The organism is Saccharopolyspora antibiotica (assembly GCF_047200635.1).
Lineage (GTDB): Bacteria > Actinomycetota > Actinomycetes > Mycobacteriales > Pseudonocardiaceae > Saccharopolyspora_C.
The window spans coordinates 39,570-65,810 of the sequence record NZ_JBJZOI010000012.1 but is presented as its reverse complement, the minus strand read 5'-3'; the positions used below and the strand labels follow the sequence as shown (position 1 = coordinate 65,810).

Annotated in this window: 26 protein-coding genes and 1 riboswitch; of the genes, 16 read left to right on the top strand and 10 right to left on the bottom strand. The window is 73.4% G+C overall.

Annotated features, from left to right (window positions below):
• Nucleotides 1–73 precede the first annotated feature (73 nt).
• Entirely contained in the window at nucleotides 74–652 is a 579-nt protein-coding gene (locus ACL03H_RS11960; RefSeq protein ID WP_412811244.1) for a TetR/AcrR family transcriptional regulator, read from the bottom strand.
• Between the two features lie 80 nt (nucleotides 653–732).
• On the opposite strand from ACL03H_RS11960, the gene ACL03H_RS11955 reads away from it, so the two are divergent.
• Both ACL03H_RS11955 and ACL03H_RS11950 read left to right on the top strand, forming a co-directional pair.
• Nucleotides 733–1,506, top strand: coding sequence for an oxidoreductase (locus ACL03H_RS11955; RefSeq protein WP_412811243.1), 774 nt, complete (start codon nucleotides 733–735; stop codon nucleotides 1,504–1,506).
• A gap of 34 nt (nucleotides 1,507–1,540) precedes the next feature.
• The gene (locus ACL03H_RS11950) at nucleotides 1,541–1,912 is read left to right on the top strand and encodes a VOC family protein (RefSeq protein WP_412811242.1); all 372 of its coding nucleotides are present in this window, start codon (nucleotides 1,541–1,543) and stop codon (nucleotides 1,910–1,912) included.
• Here the strand turns inward: ACL03H_RS11950 and ACL03H_RS11945 are convergent.
• From ACL03H_RS11945 to ACL03H_RS11935, 3 genes are read right to left on the bottom strand one after another with little or no spacing between them, the layout of a single operon-like run.
• Complete coding sequence (locus tag ACL03H_RS11945; protein WP_412811241.1) at nucleotides 1,909–2,514, bottom strand: response regulator transcription factor; 606 nt, start codon at nucleotides 2,512–2,514, stop codon at nucleotides 1,909–1,911. The genes ACL03H_RS11950 and ACL03H_RS11945 overlap by 4 nt on opposite strands.
• Entirely contained in the window at nucleotides 2,511–3,686 is a 1,176-nt protein-coding gene (locus tag ACL03H_RS11940) for a sensor histidine kinase (protein WP_412811240.1), read from the bottom strand. The genes ACL03H_RS11945 and ACL03H_RS11940 overlap by 4 nt, the downstream gene beginning before the upstream one ends.
• Nucleotides 3,683–4,750 (bottom strand): CPBP family intramembrane glutamic endopeptidase, encoded by a 1,068-nt coding sequence (locus ACL03H_RS11935; RefSeq protein ID WP_412811239.1) that lies wholly within the window; start codon nucleotides 4,748–4,750, stop codon nucleotides 3,683–3,685. The genes ACL03H_RS11940 and ACL03H_RS11935 overlap by 4 nt, the downstream gene beginning before the upstream one ends.
• A 398-nt stretch (nucleotides 4,751–5,148) precedes the next feature.
• Between ACL03H_RS11935 and ACL03H_RS11930 the strand changes: the two genes are divergently transcribed.
• On the top strand, nucleotides 5,149–6,102 hold the full coding sequence (locus ACL03H_RS11930) for an FAD-dependent oxidoreductase (RefSeq protein ID WP_412811238.1): 954 nt from the start codon (nucleotides 5,149–5,151) through the stop codon (nucleotides 6,100–6,102).
• Between the two features lie 3 nt (nucleotides 6,103–6,105).
• On the opposite strand, the gene ACL03H_RS11925 is transcribed toward ACL03H_RS11930, so the two are convergent.
• Nucleotides 6,106–6,399, bottom strand: coding sequence for a 4a-hydroxytetrahydrobiopterin dehydratase (locus ACL03H_RS11925; RefSeq protein WP_412811237.1), 294 nt, complete (start codon nucleotides 6,397–6,399; stop codon nucleotides 6,106–6,108).
• Between the two features lie 69 nt (nucleotides 6,400–6,468).
• A riboswitch (TPP riboswitch) is annotated at nucleotides 6,469–6,579 on the top strand.
• A gap of 46 nt (nucleotides 6,580–6,625) precedes the next feature.
• Between ACL03H_RS11925 and ACL03H_RS11920 the strand changes: the two genes are divergently transcribed.
• The 3 genes from ACL03H_RS11920 to ACL03H_RS11910 are packed head-to-tail and all read left to right on the top strand — an operon-like array spanning nucleotide 6,626 to nucleotide 10,283.
• Nucleotides 6,626–7,672 carry a thiamine ABC transporter substrate-binding protein gene (locus ACL03H_RS11920; protein ID WP_412811236.1) on the top strand — a complete coding sequence of 349 codons (1,047 nt, stop codon included), beginning with the start codon at nucleotides 6,626–6,628 and terminating at the stop codon, nucleotides 7,670–7,672.
• Nucleotides 7,669–9,252, top strand: coding sequence for an ABC transporter permease (locus ACL03H_RS11915; protein ID WP_412811235.1), 1,584 nt, complete (start codon nucleotides 7,669–7,671; stop codon nucleotides 9,250–9,252). Before ACL03H_RS11920 ends, ACL03H_RS11915 begins: the two co-directional genes overlap by 4 nt.
• Nucleotides 9,252–10,283: an ABC transporter ATP-binding protein gene (locus tag ACL03H_RS11910; protein ID WP_412811234.1), complete on the top strand. Its 1,032-nt coding sequence runs from the start codon at nucleotides 9,252–9,254 to the stop codon at nucleotides 10,281–10,283. Before ACL03H_RS11915 ends, ACL03H_RS11910 begins: the two co-directional genes overlap by 1 nt.
• Before the next feature lie 408 nt (nucleotides 10,284–10,691).
• Here ACL03H_RS11910 and ACL03H_RS11905 read toward each other — a convergent pair whose 3' ends face one another.
• From ACL03H_RS11905 to ACL03H_RS11890, 4 genes are all read right to left on the bottom strand, one after another.
• On the bottom strand, nucleotides 10,692–11,327 hold the full coding sequence (locus ACL03H_RS11905) for a maleylpyruvate isomerase family mycothiol-dependent enzyme (protein ID WP_412811349.1): 636 nt from the start codon (nucleotides 11,325–11,327) through the stop codon (nucleotides 10,692–10,694).
• Nucleotides 11,328–11,725: 398 nt separating this feature from the next.
• Nucleotides 11,726–12,583 (bottom strand): ABC transporter permease, encoded by an 858-nt coding sequence (locus ACL03H_RS11900; protein ID WP_412811233.1) that lies wholly within the window; start codon nucleotides 12,581–12,583, stop codon nucleotides 11,726–11,728.
• On the bottom strand, nucleotides 12,580–13,548 hold the full coding sequence (locus tag ACL03H_RS11895; protein WP_412811232.1) for an ABC transporter ATP-binding protein: 969 nt from the start codon (nucleotides 13,546–13,548) through the stop codon (nucleotides 12,580–12,582). The genes ACL03H_RS11900 and ACL03H_RS11895 overlap by 4 nt, the downstream gene beginning before the upstream one ends.
• Entirely contained in the window at nucleotides 13,545–14,669 is a 1,125-nt protein-coding gene (locus ACL03H_RS11890; RefSeq protein ID WP_412811231.1) for a LolA family protein, read from the bottom strand. Before ACL03H_RS11890 ends, ACL03H_RS11895 begins: the two co-directional genes overlap by 4 nt.
• 137 nt (nucleotides 14,670–14,806) lie before the next feature.
• On the opposite strand from ACL03H_RS11890, the gene ACL03H_RS11885 reads away from it, so the two are divergent.
• The 4 genes from ACL03H_RS11885 (at nucleotide 14,807) to ACL03H_RS11870 (ending at nucleotide 18,756) form a co-directional block, all read left to right on the top strand.
• Nucleotides 14,807–15,544 carry a response regulator transcription factor gene (locus tag ACL03H_RS11885; protein ID WP_412811230.1) on the top strand — a complete coding sequence of 246 codons (738 nt, stop codon included), beginning with the start codon at nucleotides 14,807–14,809 and terminating at the stop codon, nucleotides 15,542–15,544.
• Nucleotides 15,541–16,929, top strand: a complete 1,389-nt coding sequence (locus ACL03H_RS11880) for a sensor histidine kinase (RefSeq protein ID WP_412811229.1) — start codon at nucleotides 15,541–15,543, stop codon at nucleotides 16,927–16,929. The genes ACL03H_RS11885 and ACL03H_RS11880 overlap by 4 nt, the downstream gene beginning before the upstream one ends.
• A gap of 61 nt (nucleotides 16,930–16,990) precedes the next feature.
• A complete protein-coding gene (locus ACL03H_RS11875; RefSeq protein WP_412811228.1) occupies nucleotides 16,991–17,830 on the top strand; it encodes an NUDIX domain-containing protein in 840 nt (279 codons plus the stop codon).
• Nucleotides 17,831–18,432: 602 nt separating this feature from the next.
• Entirely contained in the window at nucleotides 18,433–18,756 is a 324-nt protein-coding gene (locus tag ACL03H_RS11870) for a YciI family protein (RefSeq protein WP_412811227.1), read from the top strand.
• A gap of 46 nt (nucleotides 18,757–18,802) precedes the next feature.
• On the opposite strand, the gene ACL03H_RS11865 is transcribed toward ACL03H_RS11870, so the two are convergent.
• The gene (locus tag ACL03H_RS11865) at nucleotides 18,803–18,973 is read right to left on the bottom strand and encodes a hypothetical protein (RefSeq protein WP_412811226.1); all 171 of its coding nucleotides are present in this window, start codon (nucleotides 18,971–18,973) and stop codon (nucleotides 18,803–18,805) included.
• Between the two features lie 357 nt (nucleotides 18,974–19,330).
• On the opposite strand from ACL03H_RS11865, the gene typA reads away from it, so the two are divergent.
• The 6 genes from typA to dapC all read left to right on the top strand — a co-directional run bounded on the left by typA (nucleotide 19,331) and on the right by dapC (nucleotide 26,237).
• Entirely contained in the window at nucleotides 19,331–21,256 is a 1,926-nt protein-coding gene (typA, locus tag ACL03H_RS11860; protein ID WP_412811225.1) for a translational GTPase TypA, read from the top strand.
• 162 nt (nucleotides 21,257–21,418) lie between these two features.
• Nucleotides 21,419–23,128, top strand: coding sequence for an ABC transporter family substrate-binding protein (locus ACL03H_RS11855; protein WP_412811224.1), 1,710 nt, complete (start codon nucleotides 21,419–21,421; stop codon nucleotides 23,126–23,128).
• A gap of 121 nt (nucleotides 23,129–23,249) precedes the next feature.
• Nucleotides 23,250–24,161: an N-acetyl-1-D-myo-inositol-2-amino-2-deoxy-alpha-D-glucopyranoside deacetylase gene (mshB, locus tag ACL03H_RS11850; protein ID WP_412811223.1), complete on the top strand. Its 912-nt coding sequence runs from the start codon at nucleotides 23,250–23,252 to the stop codon at nucleotides 24,159–24,161.
• Entirely contained in the window at nucleotides 24,158–24,523 is a 366-nt protein-coding gene (locus ACL03H_RS11845) for a hypothetical protein (RefSeq protein ID WP_412811222.1), read from the top strand. The genes mshB and ACL03H_RS11845 overlap by 4 nt, the downstream gene beginning before the upstream one ends.
• 299 nt (nucleotides 24,524–24,822) lie before the next feature.
• Complete coding sequence (fdxA, locus tag ACL03H_RS11840; RefSeq protein ID WP_412811221.1) at nucleotides 24,823–25,143, top strand: ferredoxin; 321 nt, start codon at nucleotides 24,823–24,825, stop codon at nucleotides 25,141–25,143.
• Entirely contained in the window at nucleotides 25,140–26,237 is a 1,098-nt protein-coding gene (dapC, locus tag ACL03H_RS11835) for a succinyldiaminopimelate transaminase (RefSeq protein WP_412811220.1), read from the top strand. The genes fdxA and dapC overlap by 4 nt, the downstream gene beginning before the upstream one ends.
• The last annotated feature ends 4 nt before the right edge of the window (nucleotides 26,238–26,241 follow it).

Here is a 26,241-nt window from a genome sequence, read left to right as displayed (position 1 = left end):
CCCTGGTGCGCGTGGTGGGTCAACTCGGCGCGGAGAGCGCGACGCCGGGGTCCGTGCTCAGGCACAGCTCATCTCAGCGTGACCCCGGGTCGTTCTGGCGCAGGCCGTCGAAGATGAGCGAGGTGATCTGACGAGCTTCGTCGATCCATCCCTCTTTCGCGCGCAGCGTGCACACGCCGCCCAGGGCCCGCAGCAGGGTGGGACCGGCGACGTCCCCGCGCAGCGTGCCCTGCGCGTAGCCGGCGTCCAGGAGCAGTGCCAGGGCGTCGGCCATGCGGGTGCGGGCGTCGTCGAAGACCGGTGAGTCGGTGGCCATGATGCTTTCCAGAGCGACGGACATGCCCTTGCCCACGGCGGCGTGATCCACGAGCAGGAGCAAGAACCGTCGCAGCGCCTCGTCGGGGGCGTACTGATCGAGCAGGCCCTCGGCGGATTTGCACAGGTCGTCGACCTCGGAGCGCCAGACCTCTTCGATCAGTGCCTCGCGGGTCTCGAAGTGGCGGTAGAGCGTGCCCACGGCGACTCCGGCCTTGCGTGCGATGTCCTCCACATGGGTGCCGGTGTCACCGTCGAGGAACGCTTGGCGGGCCGCGGCCAGCAGCGCCTCGCGATTGCGGCGCGCGTCCGCGCGCGTCGGGCGTGCTGTCGGCATGAAGACCTCCATAAGGTGAGTCCGGTTCCGCTTAGGTGTACTGTTTCCGGAGTCAGGTTCATCTTACGAGGGAGTCTCCCATGCCGGACATCGACGAGGGACTGAAGAGCCTGCGCGTGCTGGTCACCGGAGGTAGCCGCGGGCTGGGTGAGGCGACCGTGCGTCGCTTCGTGGCCGCCGGCGCGACCGTGTTCGTCGCCTCGCGCAGCACGCCCCAGCAGGACAGCGGAGCGACGTTCATCGCGGCGGACCTCTCCACACCCGAGGGGGCGGCGGGCCTCGGTCGCCGCGTCATCGACCAGGTCGGCGGGGTGGACGTGCTCGTGAACAACGCCGGCGCCGCCAGCGCCCCCACACCGACCCTGAGCCGCTCGGACGCCTCGTGGACGGCGGACCTGGAAATGAACCTCCTCAGCGCCGTACGCCTGGACCGGGCCCTGGTGCCCGGGATGGTCGAGCAGGGCTCCGGTGTCGTCGTGCACGTCTCCTCGATCGCCAGCCAGCTGCCCCAACGCTCCGACGCCTCCTACGCCGCGGCCAAGGCCGCACTCAACACCTACAGCCGTGAACTGGCCACCGAGGTCGGTGGGACCGGAGTACGCGTGGTGTGCGTGCTTCCCGGCTTCGTCCTCACCGACGGCGCCAGCGCCCACCTGCAACACGTGGCCGACCAGCAAGGTGTGAGCACCGAGCAGGTCACGCAGCAGATCGTGGAACACCTGAACCTGCCCATGGGCCGCCCCGGAGCCCCCGAGGACGTCGCCGAGATGATCGCCTTCCTCGCCTCCAACCGCGCCAAGTGGCTCACCGGAGCCCAGTTCCGCGTCGACGGCGGCATCATCCCGACCGTCTGAGCACCCCCACCTACCGACGAACAGGACCATAGCCATGACCTTCACCCTGAGCTCCGTGATCATCGACGCCGCCGACGTCGAGTCCGAGGGCGCCTTCTGGCACCAGCTGCTGGGCGGCTCGATCCACCGCACCGCGACCCACCACTTCATCCAGGCCCCCGGCCTGCCCGTCCTCGTCATCCAGTCCGCACCCGACCAGATCGCCCCGAACTGGCCCCACGACGCCTCGCAGCAGATGCACCTGGACTTCGCCGTCGAAGACCTCGCAGACGCAGACCGCACCGCCACCACCGCCGGCGCCACCCGGCTACGCCCCACCACCGACGTCACCGAAGACGACGGCAGCCGCGTCTACGCCAGCCCCGCCGGACACCCCATCTGCCTGCGGCGGGCGCAGCGCCGCTAGATCCAGCCGCGCTCGGCGGCGATGCGGACCGCCTCGTGCCGGTTCGCCGTTCCGAGCTTGGCGATGGCGGCCGCCAGGTAGTTGCGCACGGTCCCCGGGGACAGCGAGACGCGCCGGGCGATCTCGTCGACGGGAGCGCCGTCGCGGGCCAGGGCCAGGACGTCGGACTCGCGCGTGGTGAGCGGGGAATCACCCGCGCTGATCGCCTCGGCGGCGAGTTCGGGGTCGACGTAGCGGCCGCCGGCCGCCACGGAGCGCACGACCTCGGCGAAGGTGCGCGAGGAGGCGGTCTTGGGCAGGAAGCCGCGCGCTCCCGCCGCCAACGCCGACTTCAGGTAACCCGGCCGGGCGTGCGAGGTCACGATGATGCAGCGGCAGTCCGGCAGCTCGGCGGAGAGCCGCCGGGTCACCTCGATCCCGTTGGGCCCGGGGAGCTGGAGGTCCAGCAGCGCCACGTCGGGCCGGACCCGCAGGGCCGTGGCCAGCGCCTCGTCGCCGGAGGCCGCCCTGCCCACGATCTCGAAGTCCTCTTCGAGATCGAGCAGCCCGATGATGGCGTCGCGGATGAGGTGCTCGTCGTCGACGACGAGGAGGCGGGTCATGCGGGTTCCTCCTGCGGGGCGGGGACCTCGGCGTCGAGCACGAACCAGGTGCCGTCGCGCTGCGGGGTGAGGCGACCCCCGAGCGCACCGAGCCGCTTCGAGAGCGAGTCCAGCCCGGATCCGGCCCCGGTGCTCCGCCGGTCGGCGACTCCGTCGTTGGTGATGGTGAGCAGCACCTTCCCGTCGCCGTGGCTGCTCGCGATCGTCACCTGAGTGGCCGCCGAGTGCCGCAGCAGGTTCGTGACGGCCTCGCGCACCACCCAGCCGAGGGGCTCGGCACAGCCTTCCGGGACCGGATCGCCGATCACGGTGCAGCCGATACCCGCTGATTCGAGCAGCGATCGCGCGCCCGCCACCTCATCGTGCCAGGTCGTGCGGTGTTCGCCGCGCACGACCCGACGCGCCTCGGTACCCGCCTGCTCGGCGATGCGCCGGATCGCGGCGATTTCCGCGGCGGCCCGCTCGGAATGCCCCCGGTCGACGAGCTCGGAGGCCAGCGAGCTCTTGACCGCGATCGTCGCGAGGGTCTGCCCGAGCACGTCGTGCAGGTCGCGGGAGATGCGCAGGCGCTCCTCCGCCAGGGCGAGGGTGGCGCGGTCCTCGTGCGCGGCCTGCAGCTCGATCAGGACGCGGAGCATCCACGCGTTCGACCAGCTCGCCCACAGGGCAAAGCTGATCACGATCAAGGCGGCGACCAGCGCTGGGATGTCGGAGAAGCCGGCGAGCAGGACGGTCGCCACCAGGGCCACCGCGTTGAGCAGTGCCGCCCGGCCCGCACCGAGCGCGGGGACGAGGCTCGCGGCGACCGAGGCGACCGCCGCCACCACCGTCAGCTGCATCCCCGGGAGCGGGACCGAGGGGGCCGCCACGACGATCGCCACCAGCAGCAGCGACCATCCGGCGACCACGCCGACGGGCAACGCGCGTTCGACCCCGATCGCGGAGTCGATGCTCCACCGGGAGACGACGATGCTGCCGCCGGTGAGCGCGAGCACGAGGCCGAAGACGACTGCTTGCGGCAGCGGGGCCACCGCGATCGGGCCCCGCACGAGCAGCGCGCTGCCGAGGAAGGTGGTGATCGGGAGCGCCACCGCGCTGTACGTGCACCAGCGCGCGAAGGTCTCGAACTTCTCAGCCCCGGGCAGCGGACGATCGCCCAGGACCCGCGTCATCGGGCAGGCACCTGGCCCGGCCGCGCGTTCGGCTGGTCGAGGCGAGCGGCCGGCGTTCGCGCGGGTCCGGTCCGGCGGGTGCACCACCACACCGCAGCGGTGATCAGGACGATCGTGAGCGTGGGCACCAGCTGGTAGGCCGACACCGCACCGGCCGACCGGTCTCCCAGCTCGGCGGCCAGGTCCGCGCGCACCAGCGGCGCCATGGCGAGGGACACCGTGTTGATCACCGCGTGCACGACGACGGCGACTTCGAGGCCACCGGTGCGCCAGGTGATCAGGGCCAGCCCGGACCACCACACCAGGTACCACAGGACGATGTAGGGATCGGTCGAAGCGTGCAGCGCCGTGAACAGCGCGCTGGAGACCAGCACCCCGACCACGAGTCCGGCCCGGCGCCCGCGCGCCCAGCTCCCGAGGACCCGGAACACCAGCCCGCGCACCCCGTACTCCTCACCCGCCGCCTGCAGCGGTGTCAGCAGGAGCACGCCCAGCGTCACCCCGATCAGATCAGCCCGCGACCAGCTCGTCTCCTGACCGGGCGTGACCAGGACGCTGATCACCTGCACGAGCACCAGGACGGGGCCGAAGAACAGCAGCGCCCGGCCGAACACGTCGAACCGGAAGCGCGACACCACCGAGTGCAGCGAGCTCCACGGCACGCCGTACAGCCATCGCTGGATGCACATGCTCCACGGGACCAGCAAGGCCAGCGAGAACATGCTCGTGGCGTTGTACAGCGGGGTGTAGTCCGTCCCGCCGGGCAGGCTCGGCGGCGTGTTGCCCCACTGCACGTCGAGAAGCGCGGCAGCCCGGCCGAGGACGGTGGGGAACGCGACCAGGCCCGCCAGCAGGAGGATCATCGCCAGGATCCCGCGCCCGATCCGACGCTTCTCCCCCGCGAACACCCGGTGGTACTCCACGCCCGGTGGCACCGGGCCCCGCCCGCCTCCGGAAGCGACCTGGCCGGGAAGTTCCGCGGCCCCTCCGCCCGGAGCCGGACCGAACGCGCCGATCGCGCGGGCGGGCTGGGTGGGCGCATCGTGGCTGTCGTGGGGCCTCATGCCGGAAACGCTAATTCGGCCCGTGAACGCCCGGCAGTGCGGCCGAACACGGGATCGCGCGCACATCGCACGGTTCGGGGCTGACAGATGTCATGCCCGCAGCGCGCTCGGTGCTGGGGGGAGGGCGCGCCGCCGCGGCGCACGAGCGCTCTCCCGCTCGGGTGAAGAGGCGGCGGTCAGGGGCGGCCGGAGCGGGCGCTCGCATGATTCGCACGCCATTCCTGCTCGATTTAGGTTGTGCCCATGCGGCACATCACCTCGACCTGCGGGGACTGCAACGGCAAGGGTTGTGGAAACTGCGGCGGCACCGGATCGATCACCATTCTCGAGGACTAGTTCGCGCGAACGCGGGAACGGCTGACCCGTGCGCGGCGGACGGCGCTGCTAGCGTGCGGAGGATGGCCACCATCGAGCGAGTCCTGGTCATCGGTGCCGGGGTCATCGGCCTCAGCACCGCCGTGACCCTCGCCGAAAGCGGGGTGCCGGTGCGCGTCCGGACCGACCAGCGCCCCGCGGAGACCACCTCCGCGGTCGCCGGCGCGATGTGGGGGCCGGCGCTGCTGCGACCCGCCGAGCGGGTGCGGCGCTGGGTGGCGGACAGCTACCCGAGGCTCGTCGCCCTCGCGGCCGACGAGAGCACCGGGGTGCACCTCGCCGCCGGGCGGATGGCCGCCCGCGTCGACCTCGGGGACCAGGTGCCGCCCGAGGCGCTGCTGCTGCCCGACCTGCGGCCCTGCACCCCCGGCGAGCTCCCGGAGGGCTTCCGCTCCGGCTACCGGGCGACCGCCCCGCTGATCGACATGCCCCGCTACCTGGAACACCTGACCGGCCGCTTCCTCGCGGCGGGTGGCGAGCTGCTGCTGAGCCCGGTCTCGTCGCTGGCCGAGGCGGTCGAGGAGGCCAGCCGGATCGTCGACTGCACCGGGGTCGGCGCGCGCGAACTCGTCGGCGACCCGGGGGTGCGACCGGTGCGCGGCCAGCACGTCATCGTGCGCAACCCGGGCCTCGACGAGTACTTCGTCGAGGTGGGCGGGGCGGAGGAGTTCACCGCGTGGTTCCCGCACGGCGACCGCGTCGTCCTCGGTGGGGTCGCCGTCGAGCACGACTGGTCGCGGGTGCCGGACCGGGCGACCGGCGCCGCGATCCTGCGCCGGTGCGCCCAGGCCGAACCGCGACTCGCCGGGGCCGAGGTGCTCGGTCAGCAGGTGGGGCTGCGCCCCGGGCGCGAAGCGGTCCGGCTGGAGGTCGAGCGGATCGGCGGCGCCACCGTCGTGCACAACTACGGCCACTCCGGAGCCGGAGTGGCGCTGTCCTGGGGTTGCGCCGCCGAAGCAGCGGAGCTGCTGGGCTGAGGCTCAGGTGAGGGCGTCGACGACGCCGTCGATCTCCTCGGCCATGGTGATGTCCTTGGCCGTGATGCCGCCCTCGGAGTGCGTGGAGAGCGCGAAGCGGAGCGTGCGCCAGCGGACGTCGAAGTCGGGGTGGTGGTTCTCGCTCTCGGCGATCTCCGCGATCCGGTTCACGGCCTGGATGGCCTGCGGGAAGCTCGCGAACTCCACCGCCCTCGTGATGGTGGAGCCCTCCTGGGCCCACTCCGGCAGCCGGGACAGCGCCTCGGCGACCTGCGCGTCGTTCAGCAGTTCGGTCATGCCTCCATGGTGGGCCTCGACGGGCCCCGATGCGACCGTCGGCCCCCGGCCGAGTGGCGGCACGTAGACTTCCGGGGCCACGGGAGTCCAGCGCGCTGGGCTGAGAGGAGGGGCGAAGCCCCTCGACCGTCCGCACCTGAACCGGATCATGCCGGCGCAGGGAGGTGTCGCGATCAGCTCGACGTTGCACGCGTGGCCGTTGCCGCTGTGCTGCTCGGGAGGACCGTTGAACCGATATCCGCGCTGGGTCGCCGCCCTCGCGATCGCCTCGCTCACCACCGGGTGCTCGCTCATCGGCAGCGGCGAACCGGAATCCGGGGCGCGCACCGTCACCCTGGTCGCGCACGACTCGTTCGCCGCCGATCCCGCCGCGCTCGCCGATTTCGAGCGGCGCAGCGGCATCCACCTGGAGGTGCGCAACAGCGGCGACGCGGGGGAGCTGACGAACAAGCTGGCGCTGTCCCAGGCGGCCCCCCTCGGCGACGTGGCCTACGGGGTGGACTCCACCTTCGCCTCCAGGGCTCTCTCGGCCGACGTGTTCGAGCCCTACCGGCCCGACGCGGCCGATCGCGGCCCGCAGCGCTACGCGCAGGACCAGCAGCACCGGCTCACCGCGGTCGACGTGGCCGACGTCTGCCTCAACGTCGACACCCGCTGGTTCGCCGAACACCGGGTGCCGGAGCCCGCGACGCTGCGCGACCTCACGGACCCGCGGTACCGCGACCTGGTCGCGCTGCCCGACCCGACGACCTCCTCCCCGGGACTGGCCTTCCTGCTCGGCACCATCGCCACCTTCGGCGAGCCCGGCTGGCAGGACTACTGGCGCCAGCTCACCGCGAACGGGGCGAAGCTCTCCTCCGGGTGGGAAGAGGCCTACAACCAGGACTTCTCCGGCTCCACCGGGCAGGGGCCGCGGCCGATCGTGCTCTCCTACGCCTCCTCGCCCGCCGCCGAGGTGGACGAGGCGGGCCGGCCGCGCACCCGGGCGCTGCTCGACGGGTGCTACCGGCAGGTCGAGTACGCCGGGGTGCTGACCGGCGCGAAGGACCCGGAGGCGGCGCGGGAGGTCGTGGACTTCCTGCTCTCGCCCGAGTTCCAGGGCCAGGTCGCCGAGCAGATGTACGTGTACCCGGCGGTGGAGGGGATCGCGCTGCCGCCCGGCTGGGAGACCAGCGCCCCCCTGCCCCCGCGTCCCACCGAGCTGCCCGCCGCCGAGGTGGAGCGCAACCGGGACCGGTGGGTCGACGAGTGGCGGACGCTGATCCGGGGATGAGCGGCAGACTGCCCGCCGCGCTCGCCGCGGCGGTCGTGCTCGGGTTCCTCGGGCTGTTCTTCGCCTGGCCCGTCGCCGCGATCATCGGGCTCGGGCTGGGCGGCGCCGGGCCGGTTCTGGCCGAGGCGGCGACCTGGCGGCTGGTCGGGTTCACCCTCGGGCAGGCCGCCGCGTCCACCGCCGTCGCGCTGCTGGCCGGGATGCCGCTGGCCTACGTGCTGGCGCGGCTCGCGATCCCCGGCCGCGGGCTCCTGCGGGTCGTGGTGACCGTGCCGTTCGTGCTCCCGACGATCGTGGTGGGGATGGCGTTCCGGGCGCTGTTCGGCGCCGAGGCGGGGGTGAGCGCGATCGTGCTGGCGAACGCCTTCTTCAACGTGGCCGTCGTCGCCCGCACGGTGAGCGGGCTGTGGGGCCACCTCGACCGCCGCGCCGAGGACGCCGCCCGCTCGCTCGGGGCGAGCCGGTGGCGGGCGTTCACCTCGGTCACCCTGCCCGCCCTGCTGCCCGCGCTCGGCTCGGCCGCCGCGGTGGTCTTCCTGTTCAGCGCCACCAGCTTCGGGGTGGTGCTGGTGCTCGGCGGCGGCGCGCTGCGCACCCTGGAGACCGAGATCTACCTGCGCACCGTGCAGCTGCTGGACCTGTCGGGTGCCGCCGCGCTGTCCCTGCTCCAGCTGGCGGCCGTGCTCGCCGCGCTGCTGGTGGCCACCGCCGCGCGGCGCCGCCGGGAGACCGCGCTGCGGCTGCGCGCCCCCGTCGACACCGCCCGGCGGCCGCAGGGCGGGGAGCGGATCATCGTCGGGTTCGCGCTGCTGGTGGTGGCAGCGCTGCTCACCCCGATCGCCACCCTGCTGGTCCGCTCGGTGTCCACCCGGGACGGGTGGGGGCTGGACGGCTACCGCGCGCTGCTGGGCACCGGAGAGCCCGGGACCTTGGAGGTCACCGGCCTGGAAGCGGCGCTGAACTCGCTGCGCACCGCGGCGGACGCGACCTGGATGGCCTTGCTGCTCGGGCTGCTCGCGTCGTTCGTGCTGGTCACGACCCGGCGCCGGTTCTTCGCCGAGGGGCTGGACCTGGCGCTGATGTTGCCGCTGGGGGTGTCCGCCGTGACGGTCGGGTTCGGTTACCTGATCACGCTCGGCTCGCTGCCGGGGGACCTGCGCACCTCGCCGCTGCTGGTGCCGTTCGCGCAGGCGCTGGTGGTCACCCCGCTGGTGATCCGCACGGTGCTGCCGGTGCTGCGGGCGATCGACGACCGGCTGCGGCAGGCCGCGGCGACCCTCGGCGCCGGGCCGTGGCGGGTGCGCCGCGAGATCGACGTCCCGCTGGTGCTGCGCACCGTGCTGGCCGCGGCCGGGTTCGGGTTCGTCGTCGCTCTCGGCGAGTTCGGCGCGACCAGCTTCCTCGCCCGGCCCGACGCGCCGACCCTGCCGGTGGCCATCGGCAGGCTGCTCGGCAGGCCGGGGGAGCTCAACTCGCAACTCGCCTACGCCGCCTGCGCGCTGTTGATGATCGTCACCGTGCTCGGCGTGGTGCTCATCGAGCGGCTGCGGGTGCGCGCCGATGCCGTGGAGGACTTCTGATGGGACTGGACGTGCACGGGCTCACGGTGCGCTTCGCCGACACCACCGCGGTGCGCGAGGTCGAGCTGTCCGTGCTCGACGGCGAGGTCGTCGCCCTGCTCGGCCCCTCCGGCTGCGGCAAGTCCACCCTGCTGCGCGCCGTCGCCGGTCTGGAGCGGCCGACCTCGGGCGAGGTGCGCTGGAACGGCCGCGACCTCGCGCGGGTCCCCGTGCACCGGCGCGGATTCGGCATGGTCTTCCAGGACGGGCAGCTGTTCCCGCACCGCGACGTCGCGGGGAACGTCGAGTTCGGTCCCCGGATGCGCGGTGTGGCCAGGGCGGGCCGGGCGGCCCGGGTCGCGGAACTGCTCGACCTGGTGGGCCTGTCCGGGTACGGGCGGCGGCGCGTCACCGAGCTCTCCGGAGGTGAGGCCCAGCGGGTCGCGCTCGCCCGCGCCCTCGCCGCCGATCCGGAGCTGCTGCTGCTCGACGAGCCGCTGTCCGCCCTGGACCGGATGCTGCGGGAGCGCCTCGCCGTGGACCTCGCCGCCCTGCTCACCGATACGACCGCGCTGGTCGTCACCCACGATCACGACGAAGCGTTCACCCTCGCCGACCGGGTCGCGATCATGGCGCGGGGTGCGATCCTCCAGGTCGACGCCCCGGACCTGCTCTGGCGGAACCCCGCCGACGAGGAGGTCGCCGCCTTCCTCGGGTGCACCACCTTCCTGCCCGCCGAGGTCCGCGACGGGATCGCCACCTGCGCGCTCGGCTCGGTGGAGATGGCGGCGAAGGACGGCACCGCCCGCCTCGGGCTCCGCGCCACCGGGGTGCGGGCCCGCCGCGCCCCCGCCCAGGGCCCCGCCGGGGGCGGCCCGCTCGGCACGGTGCGCGAGCGGGTGCACCGCCACGACCACGTCCGCCTCGCCGTGGACGTGCCGAACCACGGGCAGGTGGAGGCCGTCGCGCACATCGCCGATGCCCCCGCGCTCGGCGAGCAGGTCTGCCTGCGGCTCGACGCGGACGGTCTGGCCCTCATCGGCACCGACTGAGCGCACCGCACCGGGGGAGGTCAGGCGCCGGGTCGGGCCGAGTTCGTTCGAGAAAGTCCGGGCCGGGTGCTGCGAAGCCGAACCGGAGGTGCGGGCAGCGGGCGCCCGCCGTGCGCGGCATCCAGCGGAAGTCCCGCCCCGACCCCTCCGGCCGTCGCCCGGACCAGCGCGGCCCCCGCACCGAACCCCCGCGCGGCGGGCGGGAAAGGACCTCGTCGCCTGCTCACCACTGATCTCGACGCAGCGCGCTGCCGCGGGAAGTCACTGATCTGCGACCCGTGGATGACCCCAACCGCGAGAATCCGGCGCTTCGGTTGCCGCTGCGCGCGGCACGGGAGGCGCCCGCCGTCGTCCTCGCGTTCAGGTCGTCCGGTGTGATGGGGCGGTGTCACCGGTGGCTCTCCCGGCTCATCCGATTCTGCGGCGGAGCTCGGCGACTCCGTCGCCGTCGAGCTCCGCGCAGCAATCGCCGCGACCTGCCATCGCCATCACCAGGCTCAGGAGCGGGCCGCGCACCAGCGGGCCGCTCCCCGCGGTGAAATCGGCATCGCTGGCTTCCAGCGCCAGACCCCTGGTCTTCTGGCGGCTGTTGACGGCGAAGTCCTTCGCGACGAAGAACGCTGCGACTTCGCGAACGGCCTCGGGGTCGGGGACCAGTTCCACGCCGAGCGGCCGGGCGATGTCCTGACCGTGGACGATCACCTCTCCGAGCCACGCCGCGTGGTCCTTCGTCGGCGCAACGGTGAGCATCACCGAGTCGCGGAACTTCTCACCGGTCTCCTGGGGTGTGCTGCCGAGGTGCTGGGCAAGCCGTCGAGCGTTGTGCCTCTCGGAGTTGAAGCCCGCGAGAGTGATGCTGCGCAGCCAGGCCCAGGTGCCGGTGTTCGCGGCCGCGGTGAGATGGGCGGTCACGTGCTCGACCGTCCACTCCGCGCAGAGCGATCCGGAACGCCATTGCTGCGCGGTCACACCGTCCAGCGCGCTCGCGACCCGGGCGCGCTCGGCGTGGATCAGGTCCCAGCAGTCGGATGCGGAAAGCGTCATGATCCGTCCTAGCTCGATCGACGCTGCGAGTGGACTCGCATGGTATCGCCGATCTCCGTGCCGAGTTGCTCGCTGAACTCGGCCCTGCCACCACCAGCCCGGCATTCTCGAACGGGATGCCGTCGGCAGTCCCGTCGACGCGAACGGCACGTTCCGCGCCGACACGCGCAGGCGCGCGACGTCGTTGCCGAACGTCGATCGCGAACGCGGGCGAGGGGGCGGCAGGAGCGTGCGCCGCTCCCGCGGCCCCGCAGCTGAGGGTGGGCCGCGGCTCACGCTCTGGATCTCCTCGGTGAGAGGTGGGCGCGGACGCGGGGCGTCGTCGCTCTCCCGCTCACACCGCGGGCAGCGCAGGGCAGCGGTGGGCCCACCCGGACCTGATCCGGGCGGGCCCTCGCTCACACGTCTCGGGTGACCATCCGGAGGACGGTCGCGGACAGGCCCACGACCAGGTAGCAGCCGGCGCGCAGCAGGCCGGTGGCCAGGGTGTCCGTGAAGATCGGATCCCGGAGCACGTCGATCACCGCCGACCAGTCCGTCGTGATCAGCAGCGGCCGCAGCCACTCCAGCGAGGGAATGGTCCCCAGCACGCCGAACACGATGAGCGCGGCCATCGTTCCGGCCATCACCACCAGCGGGTGCTCGGTCAGCGAGGACACCGCGAGCGCCACCGCGCCGATCGCCGCCATCTGCGCGGCGCACCAGAGCACTGCCAGCGCGATCCGGCCCAGCGCCGCGCCCAGCGACAGCGTCGTGCCGGACAGCGTCACCAGGCCGTCCCCGCCCACGACGACCAGCCCGGTCAGCAGGCCGCTCAGCGCCAGCACGAACACCGACAGCAGCACCATGAGCAGGACGCCCGCTGCCTTCACCCACACCAGCCGGACCCGCCCCAGCGGTGCGATCAGCAACCCGCGCAGGGTGCCGTGCGAGGCCTCACCCGCGAGGGCGTCCGCCGCGACCATCGCCACCACCAGCGGCAGCAGCAACGTCTGCGCCAGCACGATGCTCGCCACCGGCAGCACCAGCCCGTTGCCGGCGACGGCGCTCAGCACCGGCGGTCCACCCCCGGCCCCCGGCCCCCCGGTGAGCGCGATGCCGATCCCGATCAGCACCGGCAGCCCGGCCAGCATGAGCAGCGCGAGCAGGTTGCGCGGGCGGCGCAGCACCCAGCGGAATTCGGCGAGCAGCACTCGTCCCAGCGGCGCCGACCGGCGCCCGGCGGTCCGCGGGGCGAGCTCGGCGGTCGCGGTCATGACTCCTCCTCGGTGAGCCTGGCGAACAGGTCCTCCAGCCCCGCGCGTCCGCGCCGGGCCTCGTGCACTCCGACCTCGGCCCGAACGAGCGCCGCCACCACTTCGGGAGCGTCCACGTCGGAGAGCTCCGCGCGCAGCTCGCCCCGCTCGACCCTGGCCGGGATGCCGTTGTCCCGCAGCACCTCCAGCCCGGTGGCCAGGTCCGGGGTGGAGATCATCAGGTGCGGGCCGCCGGACTCCAGCAGCCCCGCCAGCTCGCCCTGGGCCACCAGCGAGCCGCGGTGCATCACGGCCACGTGCGTGCAGGTCGCCTCCACTTCGGAGAGCAGGTGCGAGGACACCAGCACCGTCGTGCCCACCGCGTGCAGATCGGCGATGATCTGCCGGATCTCCCTGGTCCCCGCCGGATCCAGGCCGTTCGTGGGTTCGTCGAGCACCACCAGCTCGCGCGGCACCAGCAGGGCGGCGGCCAGACCCAGTCGCTGCTTCATGCCCAGCGAGTAGCCGCGGAAGCGCCGGCCAGCGGCCGCGTCCAGGCCCACCCGCGCCAGCGCCTCCTCCACCGCCGGACGGATCTCCGCGCCCGCCAGGTCCGGCTCGAACGCCGCGCACCGCAGCAGGTTCTCCCGCCCGGACAGGAACGGGTGGAAGCCCGGCCCCTCCACGAGCGCGCCGACCCTCGGAAGGACCCGGTCGGTCTCGTCGGGCAGCGCGCGCCCCAGCAGCTCCACCGAGCCCGCGGTCGGCCGGATCAGCCCGAGCAACATCCGGATGGTGGTGGTCTTGCCGGAACCGTTCGGCCCGAGCACGCCCACCACGGCACCGCGCGGCACGGCGAGGTCGACGCCCGCCACGGCCACCGTCCCGCCGTAGACCTTGCGCAGCCCGGAGGTCCGCGCGGCGTACGACTCGACCGGGGCGGGGGCGGCCGAGGCCACCCCCGCCTGTTCGGCCAAGCCGGTCATCGCGGCGTCCCGATCGCCTCGGTGAGGACCTGCTCCGGCACCGCGCCCGCGGCGACCCGTCCGTCCGAGGTCACCAGCGCGGAACCGACCTCGGTGCTGATCAGGTGACCCTCGCCCCACGGTCCGCTGACCGGCTTGCCCACCTGCCGCAGCATCGCCTGCGGGTCGGGCCGCTCAGCGCCGTGCCCGCCGCGCGGGGACTCCGGCGGTGCCTGGCCCCCGGAGAAGTCCGGCAGCTCGGTCACCACCACGGTGTCCCAGCCCTCGCCCACCACTGCCGGCCGTCGGCCGTCGGCGTGCCCGGGCCCGCGGTGCTCCGGCCGCTCGCCGCGCGGATGCTCCTCGACCCGTGCGCCGGCCGGCGGGGTGAAGCGGAACATCGCCGGGTCCGGCGCACCCAGCTCCAGCTCCGAGAAGCCCGCGCGCAAGGCCGGTTCGTCCGAGCCGTTGGTGAGCACCGTGACCTCCAGCGGCGAGCGGGTCTCGGCGTCCACCGCGAACCGGACCTCGCGCAGCACGGTGCGCTCGGTCGGCTTCGGCGTCAGCACCAGCTCGTAGGCGTCCCGGCCCGCGACCCGCGCCGTGCCGTCCACCGCGACCTCGCTGCTCCGGCGCAGCTGGCCGACGATCTCGCGGGACAGCGCCGCCGGATCCTGCGCCGCCGGGTCGCCGCCCGGAGCCCCCGGTCCGCCGGGGTGCCGCCCCGGACCGCGGTCCCCCTCGTCGGTCCTCGTCACGGTGCGGGAGGCGGAGTCCCACTTCCACACCGCGCTGCCGTCGTCGACGATCGTGACCTCGCCGTCGGACGACGGCACCGCGACGCGCTTGTGCCCCTGCCCGTCGTTCCACAACCGCAGGGTGCTGGTCCCGTCGCCCAGCATGCCGCTGGTCCCCTCGCCGACCCCGGGCAGCGCGGGCAGGCCCAGCGCGTTGTCCACCCGCACGGTTCCCGTCAGCGCGGGGGGCGTCGAGGTCAGCACCGACTCGACCAGCTGCTCGGGGGCGACCTGGGGGAGCTGCGGATCCTCGTCCGCTCCCGCGGGCAGGCTGAGCACGGTCAGGCCGAGCAACCCCGCCAGTCCCGCCGCGGACGCGGCGTACACCACGTTCTTGCGCTTCATCCGGTCCTCCTGGTGATCCGATCTCAGTCAGAGGATGACCCGGCCCGGCTGAGATGGACCTGAGAGCGGGCCTCCCGAGCTGAGAGCGGTCTCAGCCGTGGGTGTGCCGGAGGGCCCGGCACCGTCATGCTGAGCCCATGCAGCCGCGGGTGTTGGTGGTCGACGACGAGCCGGGAGTCCGGACCGCGCTGCGGCGCGGGCTCACGGCGGAGGGCATGGAGGTCACGGTCGCCGTCGAGGGCGTCGAGGCGCTGCGGCTCGCCGCCACCGGGTCGTTCGACGTCGTGGTGCTGGACGTGATGCTGCCCGGTCTCTCCGGGTACCGGGTACTGGAGCACCTGCGCGGGCGGGGCGTCCGCACGCCGGTGCTGCTTCTCTCGGCGAAGGACGGCGAGGTCGACCAAGCGGACGGCCTCGACCTCGGTGCCGACGGTTACCTGGTCAAACCCTTCTCCTTCCTGGTGCTGACGGCGCAGGTGCGCGCCCTGGCGCGGCGCGGGGAGAGCTCCGCGCGCCAAGGCGTGCTGCGCGTGGGCGAGCTGGAGATCGACCGCAACGGCCGCGAGGTGACCTGGGCCGGAACGCCAATCGCGCTCTCCCCGCGCGAGTACGGGCTGCTCGTGGCGCTCGCCGGCCGCCCCGGCGCGGTCGTGCCGAAGGAAGACCTGCTGCGGGAGGTGTGGGGCGCCGACCAGTTCGTCACCCGCAACGTCGTCGAGGTCTACATCGGTTACCTGCGCCGCAAGCTCACCGCGGTGGGAGCCGGCCACCTGGTGCGGACGGTGCGCGGCCACGGTTACCAGGTCAGCGACGGTCCGGAACTGGACGACCGAACCGGCGAGCTCCCCGGTGGTGCCCGGGACGGCTCCCGGTGACGTGGTCGCCGCTGCGGCGGCTGCGATCGTGGTGGTCGCGCCGCACCGTGCAGTTCCGCACCAGCGCGGTCGCCACGCTGGTCGCGCTCGTCGGGCTCGGCGTGCTCGCTCACGCGGCGGTCGGGATGATCGGCCGCGTGCTGCTCGAGTCGGTGGACACCGAGCTGCGGAGCACGGTCGCCGAGGCTTCCCGCCGGGTCGCCGCGGGGGCGGTCCCGGCCCGCATGGCGGACAGCGAACTGCGGATCCTGGACATCGCGGGCACGCCCGTGGACGGCCTGCCGACGCCGGCTCTGGACGAGCAGCAGGTCAGCGAGCTCAAGAGCGGTGGCGGGGTCGTCGACACCCCGGGGGAGGGCGCCTACCGCGACCTGCACCGCTGGCTCGGCACCGTGGTGCCGGACCCGGCGGGCCAGCCGAGGCTGGTCCTGGCCGGGGCGCAGCTGGTCGGGCACACCGACGCGCTGCGCACCGCGACGCGGGCCCTCGCGCTGGGCCCGGTCCTCGCCGCCGCGGCGGTCGGGTCGGCGACCTGGTTGGTCGTGCGCCGTTCGCTGCGCCCGGTCGAGCGAATGCGGTCCGCCGCGGTGCGGTTGCCCGAGGGGCGGCGCCTGCCCGTGTCGGAGGCGCACGACGAGCTGCGCGCCCTCGCCGAGGCGTTGAACGAGATGCTGGCCCGCCGGGACGGCGACACGGAGTGGCTGCGCCGCTTCACCGGCGACGCCGCGCACGAGCTCCGCAACCCCGTCGCCTCGATCCGGGCGCAAGCCGAGGTCGCCGTGGTGCACCCCGATCCCGAGCTGGCGCAGGAGACGCTCCAGGACATCGCCGCTGAGGCGCAGCGGTTGTCCGACCTCGTCGACGGTCTGCTCGCCCTCGCCAGGGCCGAATCGGGTTCCCGGCCGAGTCATCAGCCGGTCGAGCTCGTCAGCGCGGTCCGCGCCGCCGTCGACCGGGCCAACTTGCGCGGGACGGGACCCCGGGTGCAGGTCACCGCGCCCACCGGGGCGGTGGTCGTCCTGGCCGGGGCGGCGGAGGTCGCCACCGTGCTGGACAACCTGATCGGCAACGCGGTGCGCTACGGGCGGGCGCTGGTGCGGGTCTCGCTGCTGCCCGCGGGTGACGCCGTCCGGTTGCTCGTCGACGACGACGGTCCCGGCATCCCCGCCGAGCACCGCGCCAGGGTGTTCGACCGGTTCCACCGGGTGCAGTCCGATCGCGCGCGCCGTTCCGGCGGCGCCGGGCTCGGGCTCGCGCTGGTGGCCGAGGCCGTGCGCGGCCGCGGCGGCTCGGTGCAGGCGGCGGAGTCGCCCGAAGGCGGGGCCCGGTTCGAGATCCGCTGGCCGCTGCCCGGTCCGCTTCGGCCGGCACCGCCCGAGCGCTGAGGCGGCGCGGCGCTGCCACCCCCGGAATCGCGCTCGCCGAGGTGCGGCAGGATGTGCTGCCGTGTCGGTGTTGCGAAGCACAGGTCTGGTCGCCGCCCCGCTGAGCACGGTCGGGGCGGCGCTGCGCCACACCCGCACCGCCGAGGAGGGGCTGCGCGAGCTGGGCATCCGGGGGAGCGCGCTCACCGGGGCCGCCGAACTGCTGGTGCCGGGGGACGACCTCGCGTTCCGGCTGGAGAAGGCGCCGTGGGCGAGGCTGCGCACCCGGGTCGTGCGGGCCGATGCGGGGCGCTTGGAATCGGTGCTCATCGCGGGTCCTCTCCGGGAATTGCGGCACGAGTCGGTGCTGGCCGAGGCCGGTGATCACACGCTGCTGACCGACTCGCTGCGCTGGACGACCCCGTTCGGGCCGCTCGGGCGGGCGATCGACGTGGCGATCGGTCGACGGGTGGTGCTGGCGGTGCTGGCGCGCAGGCTGCGCGAGGTGGGGGCGCTCGCCGAGTCCTGGGCGGCCCGGCCGATCGTGGTCGGCACGGCGATCACCAGCGACGGGCGGTTGCTGGTGCAGCAGCGGCGCTTCCCGGCGCGGGACGCCGGGTGCTGGGAGCTGCCCGGCGGTCGGGTCGAGCCGGGGGAGACCGAGCAGGACGCCGTCGTGCGGGAGTGCAAGGAGGAGCTGGACGTCGAGGTCGTGCCGACCGGACGCCTGGGGACGGACGTACCGCTGCGCAACGGGATGTTGTTGCGCGTGCACACCGCGGAGCCGGCGGAGGGCGGCTTCGCGCCGCGAGCGGTCGAGCACCGCGCGGTGCGGTGGGCGGGGGCGGGCGAGCTCGGCGACCTGGACTGGCTGGAGGCGGACCGGGTGCTGGTGCACTCGTTGCGCGAGCTCCTGGACTGACCGGGGCGGCAGCGGGAATCGGGCGCGCCGGATCCGGCGGAGCGGGTCGGCCGGAGCGGGACGTCCCGGGAATCAGCGGGCCGGGTGGGTTCTCGGTGGTCATGGAGCCAGGCTGCCGCGCTCGACCAGGTGTTCGCCAGCGTTTCAGGCGCACTGCACTCGAACTGGTGAACGAACGGAGTCGTGGCGCGTCCGGCCTCGTCCGGCCGCGCGTCAGCGCGGACCGGCCAACCGCGACGCGGGGTTGAAGCGAGCCGGACCGCGGGGTCATCGCGCGCGGACCGGTGAGGAAGCACCAGCCTTCCGGGGCCGTCCGCGGCCCGCACGCGCGGCGCACCGAGCGGACGTGGCCGGGACCGGGTGCGCCGGCAGGGGATCTCCTCCTGCTCCCGGGGCGATGGGCGCCCGCCAAGCCGAGTCCGCGCGCCGTGCGGTCGCCCGGTGGCGACCGCTGCGCTCGCGGGTGACCGGCGCGCGAAGAGTCCGTGCCGTCCTCGGGCGGCCCGCCGGTTGCTCGGGCGCGGTCGCGACATTTCGTGCACGGCGCGCGCGTTACCAGAACTATATCGGCGTTCGCGGCCGGTGAGGGTTATCGTGGAATCATGTTCGTCGTATTGCTGAACTACACGGCTCCGCGATCAGACATCGATGGCGCATTGGTGGATCACTACGAGTGGGCGACTCGGCATTATGAGGCCGGTGACTTCATCACGACCGGGCACCGAACTCCCGGACCGGGCGGGCAGCTGACCGGAGGCGTGCTCATCGCCCGGTCGATGTCTCGCGGCAGGCTGGAGGCGATCCTCGCCACGGACCCGTTCGAACTGCGAAAACTGGCTCGGCACGAGGTGATCGAATTTCAGGCGCTGCGCACCGTGCCCGAGATGGCGAAGTACGCCGATCCCTTGGTCCCGGTGCCCGAGTAGCGAGTTTTCGAGGCTGATCCGCGCCTCCTTCGCGGTGAGGTGCGGATCAGTCGGACTTCTTGTCCTTTGGCTCTTTCTTTGACTTCTTTTGCGCTTTCTTTACCTCCTGCTCCTTCGAGTCCTTCAGCGCCTCGCGCAGCACCACGATCGGGCATCGCTTGCACGGTGGGCGCGAATGGCAGCACTTTCGCTTCACCTTGATCGTTTTCTTGCCCACGTCCTGCTTCCCGCTGCCGGAGAGGTCCCGCCGGGGACCGGACGCCGCCAGCGTAGATCTAGCGGGAAGCCCGCGCGGCGTGCCCGGGTGTTGCGCTCAACACCTGTTCGCGGGACCCCGCATCGAGTGCTCTACGCTGGACAGGGCCGCGTGTCGACAACACCGGGCCCCAGCAAGGTCGGGCCTTCGGCATGACGGGCCCCGCGGTCGGACACCGGTCGCCCCTGATTGACGGGCGGATCGCCGGAGCACGGGGTCCCGGTCGCGCGCTCCGCAGCGGCGGCAGCGGAGCCGCGGGCAGCCCAGTCGGCCGACGCCGCCGCCAGACCTAATCTTCCAACTCACTGGAGTGCTCGCGTGCCCGCCACCAGCGTCGCCGAACCGAACCAGCGGATCCGCGCGGATCTGCGCAACGTCGCGATCGTCGCGCACGTCGACCACGGCAAGACCACCTTGGTGGACGCCATGCTGCGGCAATCGGGTGCCTTCTCCGAACGCGCCGAACTGGTCGACCGGGTCATGGACTCCAACGACCTGGAGCGCGAGAAGGGCATCACGATCCTGGCCAAGAACACGGCCGTGCGGCGGATCACCGAGGACGGTCCGGTCACCATCAACGTGATCGACACCCCCGGCCACGCCGACTTCGGCGGTGAGGTCGAGCGCGGCCTGTCCATGGCCGACGGCGTGGTGCTGCTGGTCGACGCCAGCGAGGGCCCGCTGCCGCAGACCCGCTTCGTGCTGCGCAAGGCGCTGGCCGCGAAGCTCCCGGTGATCCTGGTCGTGAACAAGGTCGACCGCCCCGACGCGCGCTGCGCCGAGGTCGTCGAGGAGGCCCACGACCTGCTGCTGGAGCTCGCCTCCGAGCTCGACGACGGCGCGGACGCGGTGGACATGGACGCCGTGCTGAACCTGCCGGTGATCTACGCCTCGGCGCGCGCCGGGCGGGCCAGCACCACCCAGCCGGCGGACGGCGAGCTGCCGGAGGACGAGGACCTCACCGCGCTGTTCGACACGCTGATGGAGCACGTTCCCGCCCCGGTCGGCGACTACGAGGCTCCGCTGCGCGCCCTGGTGACCAACCTCGACGCCTCCTCCTTCCTCGGCCGCATCGCGCTGTGCCGCATCCATGCAGGCACCTTGCGCAAGGGGCAGACCGTCGGCTGGTGCCGCGAGGACGGCAGCGTCGAGAAGGTGCGGCTCACCGAGCTGCTCATCACCGAGAACCTGGACCGGGTGCCGACCGCCGAGGCCCACGCCGGTGACCTGGTCGCCATCGCGGGCATCCCGGACATCACCATCGGCGACACCCTGGCCGACCCGGACAACCCGGAGCCGCTGCCGAGGATCACCGTCGACGACCCGGCGATCTCGATGACCATCGGCGTGAACACCTCGCCGATGACCGGGCGCAACGGCGGCACCAAGGTCACCGCGCGGTTCGTGAAGAACCGCCTCGACGCCGAGCTGATCGGCAACGTCAGCGTCAAGGTCGTCCCGACCGAGCGCCCCGACACCTGGGAGGTCCAGGGCCGTGGCGAGCTGGCGCTGGCCGTGCTCGTGGAGACCATGCGCCGGGAGGGCTTCGAGCTCACCGTCGGCAAGCCGCAGGTGGTCACCAAGACCATCGACGGGAAGCTGTGCGAGCCGTTCGAGCGGCTGACCATCGACTCCCCCGAGGAGCACCTGGGCGCGATCACTCAGCTGCTGGCCGGCCGCAAGGGCCGGATGGAGACGATGGAGGGCCACGGCACCGGCCGGATCAAGCTCGACTACGTGATCCCCGCGCGCGGCCTGATCGGCTTCCGGACCGAGTTCCTCACCGAGACCCGCGGCACCGGCATCGCCAACCACGTCTTCGAGGGCTACTTCCCGTGGGTCGGGGAGCTGCGCACCCGGCACACCGGTTCGCTGGTGGCCGACCGCACCGGCCCGGTGACCTCCTACGCGATGATGCAGCTCGCCGACCGGGGGACCTTCTTCGTGGAGCCGGGCGCCGACGTGTACGAGGGCATGGTCGTGGGCGAGAACCCGCGTGCCGAGGACCTCGACATCAACGTCACCAAGGAGAAGAAGCTCACCAACATGCGCTCGGCCACCGGTGACGAGCTGGAGCGGCTGGCCCGCCCCCGCACGCTCGGCCTGGAGGAGGCGCTGGAGTTCTGCTCCGCCGACGAGTGCGTGGAGGTCGGCCCCGCCGCGATCCGCGTCCGCAAGGTCGTGCTGGACGCCACCACCCGGGGCCGCGAGCGCTCCCGGGCCAAGGCGCGCGACAACGGCTGAGCGACCTCGCCCGCACACCCCGGTGTGCAGTGCCGACGGGACGCGCGGAACCATGAGCGGTGCCGCGCGTCCCCCTTCAGGGGCAACGCGCCCGACTGGATTCGGCGACCGGGAGAGAGGGGAGGGTTCGGCAGCGTGCACCAGGGTCGAGGTCCGTTCACCGTGGTCAGCTTGCTGGTCACGATCGGGAGTCTGGTGGTGGCCTGCACCGATGCGCCGCCGCCTCCGCTGGTCGCTCCGCCGGAGCCGAGCCCGCAGACCGCGCCGTCGACGCAGCCCATGCCGACCGAGGTGGTCGTGGGCGTCGACTCGCTGGAGGGCGGGTTCAACCCGCACACCCTGTCCGATCTCTCGCCCACCAGCTCGGCGCTGTCGAGCCTGATGCTGCCGTCGGTGTTCCGGCCCGGTCCGGACGGCGCGCTGGCGCTGGACGCGACGCTGATGGACTCGGCGGAGGTGGTGCCGGACGCGGAGCGGTTCACCGTCCGCTACCGGATCCGCAAGGAGGCGAGCTGGTCCGACGGCGCGCCGATCGCCGCCGAGGACTTCGTCTACCTGTGGGAGCAGCTGCGCTCGCAGCCCGGCGTCGCCGACCCGGCCGGGTACCAGCTGATCGACGACGTGCAGTCCCGCGAGGGCGGGAAGGCGGTCGAGGTCACCTTCACCAGGCCCTACCCGGGCTGGCGCAGCCTGTTCGCGAACCTGCTGCCCGCGCACCTGCTGCGGGACGCGCCCCGTGGCTGGGCTACGGCGCTCGACAACGGCTATCCCGCCTCGGGCGGGCCGTTCGCGATCCGCCAGGTCGACCTGCAGCGCGGGGAGATCATCCTGGAGCGCAACGACCGGTTCTGGGGGCGGCCCGCGGTCTCCGACCGGATCGTGCTCCGCGCCAGCGATCAGGCCGGTCAGGTCGCCGCGCTGCGCAGCGGGGACAGCCACCTCGCGGTGTTCGGCGCGAACCGGGCGACGATGGCCGCGCTACGCGAACTCGGCTCCTCGGTGCAGGTCAGCACGGTGCCCCGCCCGGCCACGATGCAGGTGCTGCTGCGGCCGACCAGCGCCCAGCTCGCCGACGCGCGGGTGCGCCGTGCCGTGGTCGCCGGGCTGGACCGGGAGGCGTTGATCGACGCGGGCAGCGGGGGTGGCCCCGGGGACCAGCTGCACGCGCACGCCCAGGTCCTCGCGCCCTCGGAGCGCGGGTACACGCCCACCGAGCCACCCGGGACGGACGGGCCCGATCCGGAGCAGGTGCGGCGGCTGCTCACCGAGGCCGGGTACGAGCACCGCGCGGGCGCGTGGACCAAGGACGGGCGCACGCTCAGCCTGGTCATCGCCGCCCCCTTCGAGCACGAGCAGTACGTCCGGATCGCCGAGGAGACCGCGGCGCAGCTGCGCGCGCAGGACGTGCAGGCGACCGTGGTGACGCCGACCGGGGACCAGCTGTTCGGCGAGGTGCTGCCGACGAACCCGCTCGCGGAGGAGCCGGGCGCGACCGCGGGCTCGGTGGACATGGCGATCGCGCCGCGGCCCGCGGACGGGGATCCGGCGGGCATGATGGCGGCCTCCTACGGCTGCCCCGGGGTCGACTCGGACGACCAGCCGTTCCCCTTCACCCCGCTGGGCTTCTGCGATCAGCTGCTGCAGCCGACGATCGACGCGGCGCTGAGCGGGGCGATCCCGTTCGAGGAGGCCTCGGCCAAGGTCGAGTCGGTGCTGTGGTCGCAGGCCGTGGCGCTGCCGCTGTACCAGCAGGCGCAGGTGCTCGCGTTCGGCCGCGACGTCAGCGGGGTGCAGCGCGGCAACGGCCTGGCCGGCCCCTTCTCCACCGCCGACCGGTGGCGCGGTACGCCGAGCGACAACGACGGCTACTGAGCAGGAGTGCAGTCGTCCGGGCGATTCCGCCCGCCGAGGTGGGTGAAGTTCTATCCCGCAGGTTGACAGGGCGGGCGGACCACCGCGTCGGAGCGGCCGTTCCGCCGATTAGGCTGGGCCGGTGACGCTGACGGCTCCACCCCGGTTGTTGCTGGTGCACGCGCATCCGGACGACGAGACCCTCTGGACCGGCGGGACGATCGCCCGCTACGCGGCGCGCGGGGTGCACGTCACGGTCGTGACCTGCACGCTCGGGGAAGAGGGCGAGGTCATCCCGGAGAGCCTGCGGGGGCTGGCCGCCGACCAGGCCGATCAGCTCGGCGGCTACCGGGTCGGTGAACTGCGCTCCGCCTGCGCCGCGCTCCGGGTCGCCGATCAGCGCTTCCTCGGGGGAATCGGACGGTGGCGGGACTCCGGGATGCTGTGGGAGGAGCCGGGCCGGGCCGGAGCGGCCGACACCGCGCACCCCAGGGCCTTCGCCATCGGTGACCTGGCGGAGCAGACGGAGGCGCTCGCCGAGGTGCTGCGCGAGGTCCGCCCGCAGGTCGTGGTCACCTACGCCGCCGACGGGGGCTACGGGCACCCCGACCACGTTCGCGCGCACGAGGTGACGATGGCGGCCTCGGCGCTGGTGCCGGACGTGCTGCGGGTCTTCCACGCCGTTCCGTCCCGCGAGCGGGTCGAGGAGGGGTTGGCCGTGCTGGCCGACGCGGGCGCCATGCCCTTCGACCTGCCCGCCCCCGACGAGCTGCCGAGCGTCCCCGACGAGTCGATCACCACGGTCATCGACGTCGCCGACCACCTGTCCGGCAAGATCCGCGCGCTGCGGGCCCACGGCACCCAGGTGCGGGTGTGGCTCGACGAGTGGAACAACGGGGAGGGCCCCGCCGCCTACGCGCTGTCGAACGGGGTGGCGCAGCCGCTCACGAGCACCGAGCACTACGTGCTGGCCACCGGGGATCCGGACGGCGGGGAGCGCGACCTGTTCGGCGGCCTCGGGGTGAGCGGCACGGAACCGGTGGAGCCGCGGTGACCGGCCTCGACCGGCTGGTGTTCGCGTTCCTGCTGCTGGACGCGGTGGTGCTGGCGCTGGCCGAGCTGCTGTTCCTGCCGCTGTGGATCGGCTCCACCCCGTTCCCGATCACCACGGCGGTGGCCGCGGTGACCACGCCGCTGCTGGTCTCGGAAGCGGGTCGGCTGGCCCCGCGCAGGCGGGTCGCGGCGGCGCCCCTGGTGGTCTGGTTCGCGACGGTGTTCGTCTTCGGCCTCTTCGGTCCCGGGGGGGACGTCGTGCTGCTGGGCGACGACTTGCGGACCCTGCTGCTGATCGGTGCCGGCACGCTGCCGTCGGCGATGATGCTCGGGATCGTCCTCGGCCGGTCGGCGGCGAAGTAGCCAGGTGTGGCGAACGGCACGTTCCACCCCGAACGGACGAGCCGGGTGGGGTGGGCCGCGTCGACCGGGTCGGAGCGGATCACCAGGCACGACGTCCCGGAACGAGGGCCGGGAGGCCGCCGGGCGTCCCTCGCGGCCCGGGGTTCATGCCGTTTACCGCCCTCCGCGGACCGACGTATGGTCGACCCGGCCCGAGCCGCGAGGGACCACCTTGGCCCGCCGCGCCGGCCCCGGGGGATACTGTCGTGGGCCGGGTAGCGGAAGCCTGGTCCGGATCGAGAACTAGCAGGAGAGCAACCGTGACCTACGTGATCGCCGAGCCCTGCGTCGACGTGCTCGACAAGGCGTGCATCGAGGAATGCCCTGTCGACTGCATCTACGAAGGTGGGCGGATGCTCTACATCCACCCCGATGAGTGCGTCGACTGCGGAGCCTGCGAGCCGGTCTGCCCGGTGGAGGCCATCTACTACGAGGACGACGTCCCCGACGAGTGGGCCGCCTACACCAAGGCGAACGTGGACTTCTTCGACGAGCTCGGTTCGCCGGGCGGTGCGGCCAAGGTGGGCAAGGTCGAGAAGGACGTGGAGCCCGTCACCAGCCTGCCCCCGCAGGGAGAATGACCTCCGAAGCGCGGGTGCTGCGCGGTCCGCAGCTGCCGGACTTCCCGTGGGATTCCCTGGCCGCCCAGACCGCCACGGCCCGCGCGCACCCGGACGGGCTGGTGAACCTGTCGGTCGGGACCCCGGTCGACCCGGTTCCCGAGCCGTTGCGCACCGCTCTGAACTCCGTCTCGGACGTCCCGGGCTACCCGGCGACGCACGGCACGCCCGAGCTGCGGGCTGCCGCGGTCGAGTCGGTGCGCCGCAGGCACGGCATCCCCGCCGAGCCGGACGCGGTGCTGCCCACGATCGGTTCCAAGGAGCTGGTGGCCTGGCTGCCGACCCTGCTGGGCGTGCGGCCGGGCGACGTGGTGGCCATCCCCGAGCTGTCGTACCCGACCTACGAGGTCGGCGCGACGATCGCCGGGGCCGAGGTCGTGCGGCTCGCCCCGGGCGAGACCCCGCCGCCGGGCACCGCGCTGGTCTGGCTGAACTCGCCGTCGAACCCCACCGGCCGGGTGCTCGACTCCGCCGAGCTGGCGGAGTCGGTGCGCGCGGCTCGGTCGGTCGGTGCCGTGGTGGCCTCGGACGAGTGCTACCTGGCGCTCGGCTGGGAGGCCGAGCCGGTGTCGGTGCTGCACCCCTCGGTGACCACCGATCCGACCGGGATCCTGGCGGTGCACTCGCTGTCGAAGTCCTCCAACCTCGCCGGCTACCGCGCCGGGTTCGTGACCGGTGATCCGGAGCTGGTGGCCCGCCTGCTGGAGCTGCGCAAGCACGCGGGAATGATCATGCCGCGTCCGGTGCAGGAGGCGATGACGGCGGCGCTGGCCGACGACGAGCACGTGCGGGTGCAGCGGGAGCTGTACGCGGCCCGGCGCGCGGCGCTGCGGCCCGCGCTGGAGGCCGCCGGGTTCACCGTCGAGCACTCGGAGGGCGGGCTGTACCTGTGGTCCACCCGAGGCGAAGACGCCTGGGAGACCGTGGGCTGGCTCGCGGAGCGCGGGATCCTGGTCGCCCCCGGCACGTTCTACGGGCCGGCGGGGCAGCGGCACGTCCGCATCGCGCTGACCGCCTCCGACGAGCGGATCCGGGCGGCCGCCGACCGCCTCTGAAGCG

Bases quoted from the DNA above. Each gene is read 5' to 3' on its own strand.
- ACL03H_RS11950 (WP_412811242.1), top strand. From the start codon at position 1,541: ATGACCTTCACCCTGAGCTCCGTGATCATCGACGCCGCCGACGTCGAG.
- ACL03H_RS11945 (WP_412811241.1), bottom strand. From the start codon at position 2,514: ATGACCCGCCTCCTCGTCGTCGACGACGAGCACCTCATCCGCGACGCC.
- ACL03H_RS11960 (WP_412811244.1), bottom strand. From the start codon at position 652: ATGCCGACAGCACGCCCGACGCGCGCGGACGCGCGCCGCAATCGCGAG.
- ACL03H_RS11890 (WP_412811231.1), bottom strand. From the start codon at position 14,669: ATGAAGCGCAAGAACGTGGTGTACGCCGCGTCCGCGGCGGGACTGGCG.
- ACL03H_RS11885 (WP_412811230.1), top strand. From the start codon at position 14,807: ATGCAGCCGCGGGTGTTGGTGGTCGACGACGAGCCGGGAGTCCGGACC.
- ACL03H_RS11935 (WP_412811239.1), bottom strand. From the start codon at position 4,750: ATGAGGCCCCACGACAGCCACGATGCGCCCACCCAGCCCGCCCGCGCG.
- ACL03H_RS11930 (WP_412811238.1), top strand. From the start codon at position 5,149: ATGGCCACCATCGAGCGAGTCCTGGTCATCGGTGCCGGGGTCATCGGC.
- ACL03H_RS11925 (WP_412811237.1), bottom strand. From the start codon at position 6,399: ATGACCGAACTGCTGAACGACGCGCAGGTCGCCGAGGCGCTGTCCCGG.
- ACL03H_RS11915 (WP_412811235.1), top strand. From the start codon at position 7,669: ATGAGCGGCAGACTGCCCGCCGCGCTCGCCGCGGCGGTCGTGCTCGGG.
- ACL03H_RS11955 (WP_412811243.1), top strand. From the start codon at position 733: ATGCCGGACATCGACGAGGGACTGAAGAGCCTGCGCGTGCTGGTCACC.
- ACL03H_RS11900 (WP_412811233.1), bottom strand. From the start codon at position 12,583: ATGACCGCGACCGCCGAGCTCGCCCCGCGGACCGCCGGGCGCCGGTCG.
- ACL03H_RS11905 (WP_412811349.1), bottom strand. From the start codon at position 11,327: ATGACGCTTTCCGCATCCGACTGCTGGGACCTGATCCACGCCGAGCGC.
- ACL03H_RS11910 (WP_412811234.1), top strand. From the start codon at position 9,252: ATGGGACTGGACGTGCACGGGCTCACGGTGCGCTTCGCCGACACCACC.
- ACL03H_RS11895 (WP_412811232.1), bottom strand. From the start codon at position 13,548: ATGACCGGCTTGGCCGAACAGGCGGGGGTGGCCTCGGCCGCCCCCGCC.
- ACL03H_RS11940 (WP_412811240.1), bottom strand. From the start codon at position 3,686: ATGACGCGGGTCCTGGGCGATCGTCCGCTGCCCGGGGCTGAGAAGTTC.
- ACL03H_RS11870 (WP_412811227.1), top strand. From the start codon at position 18,433: ATGTTCGTCGTATTGCTGAACTACACGGCTCCGCGATCAGACATCGAT.
- dapC (WP_412811220.1), top strand. From the start codon at position 25,140: ATGACCTCCGAAGCGCGGGTGCTGCGCGGTCCGCAGCTGCCGGACTTC.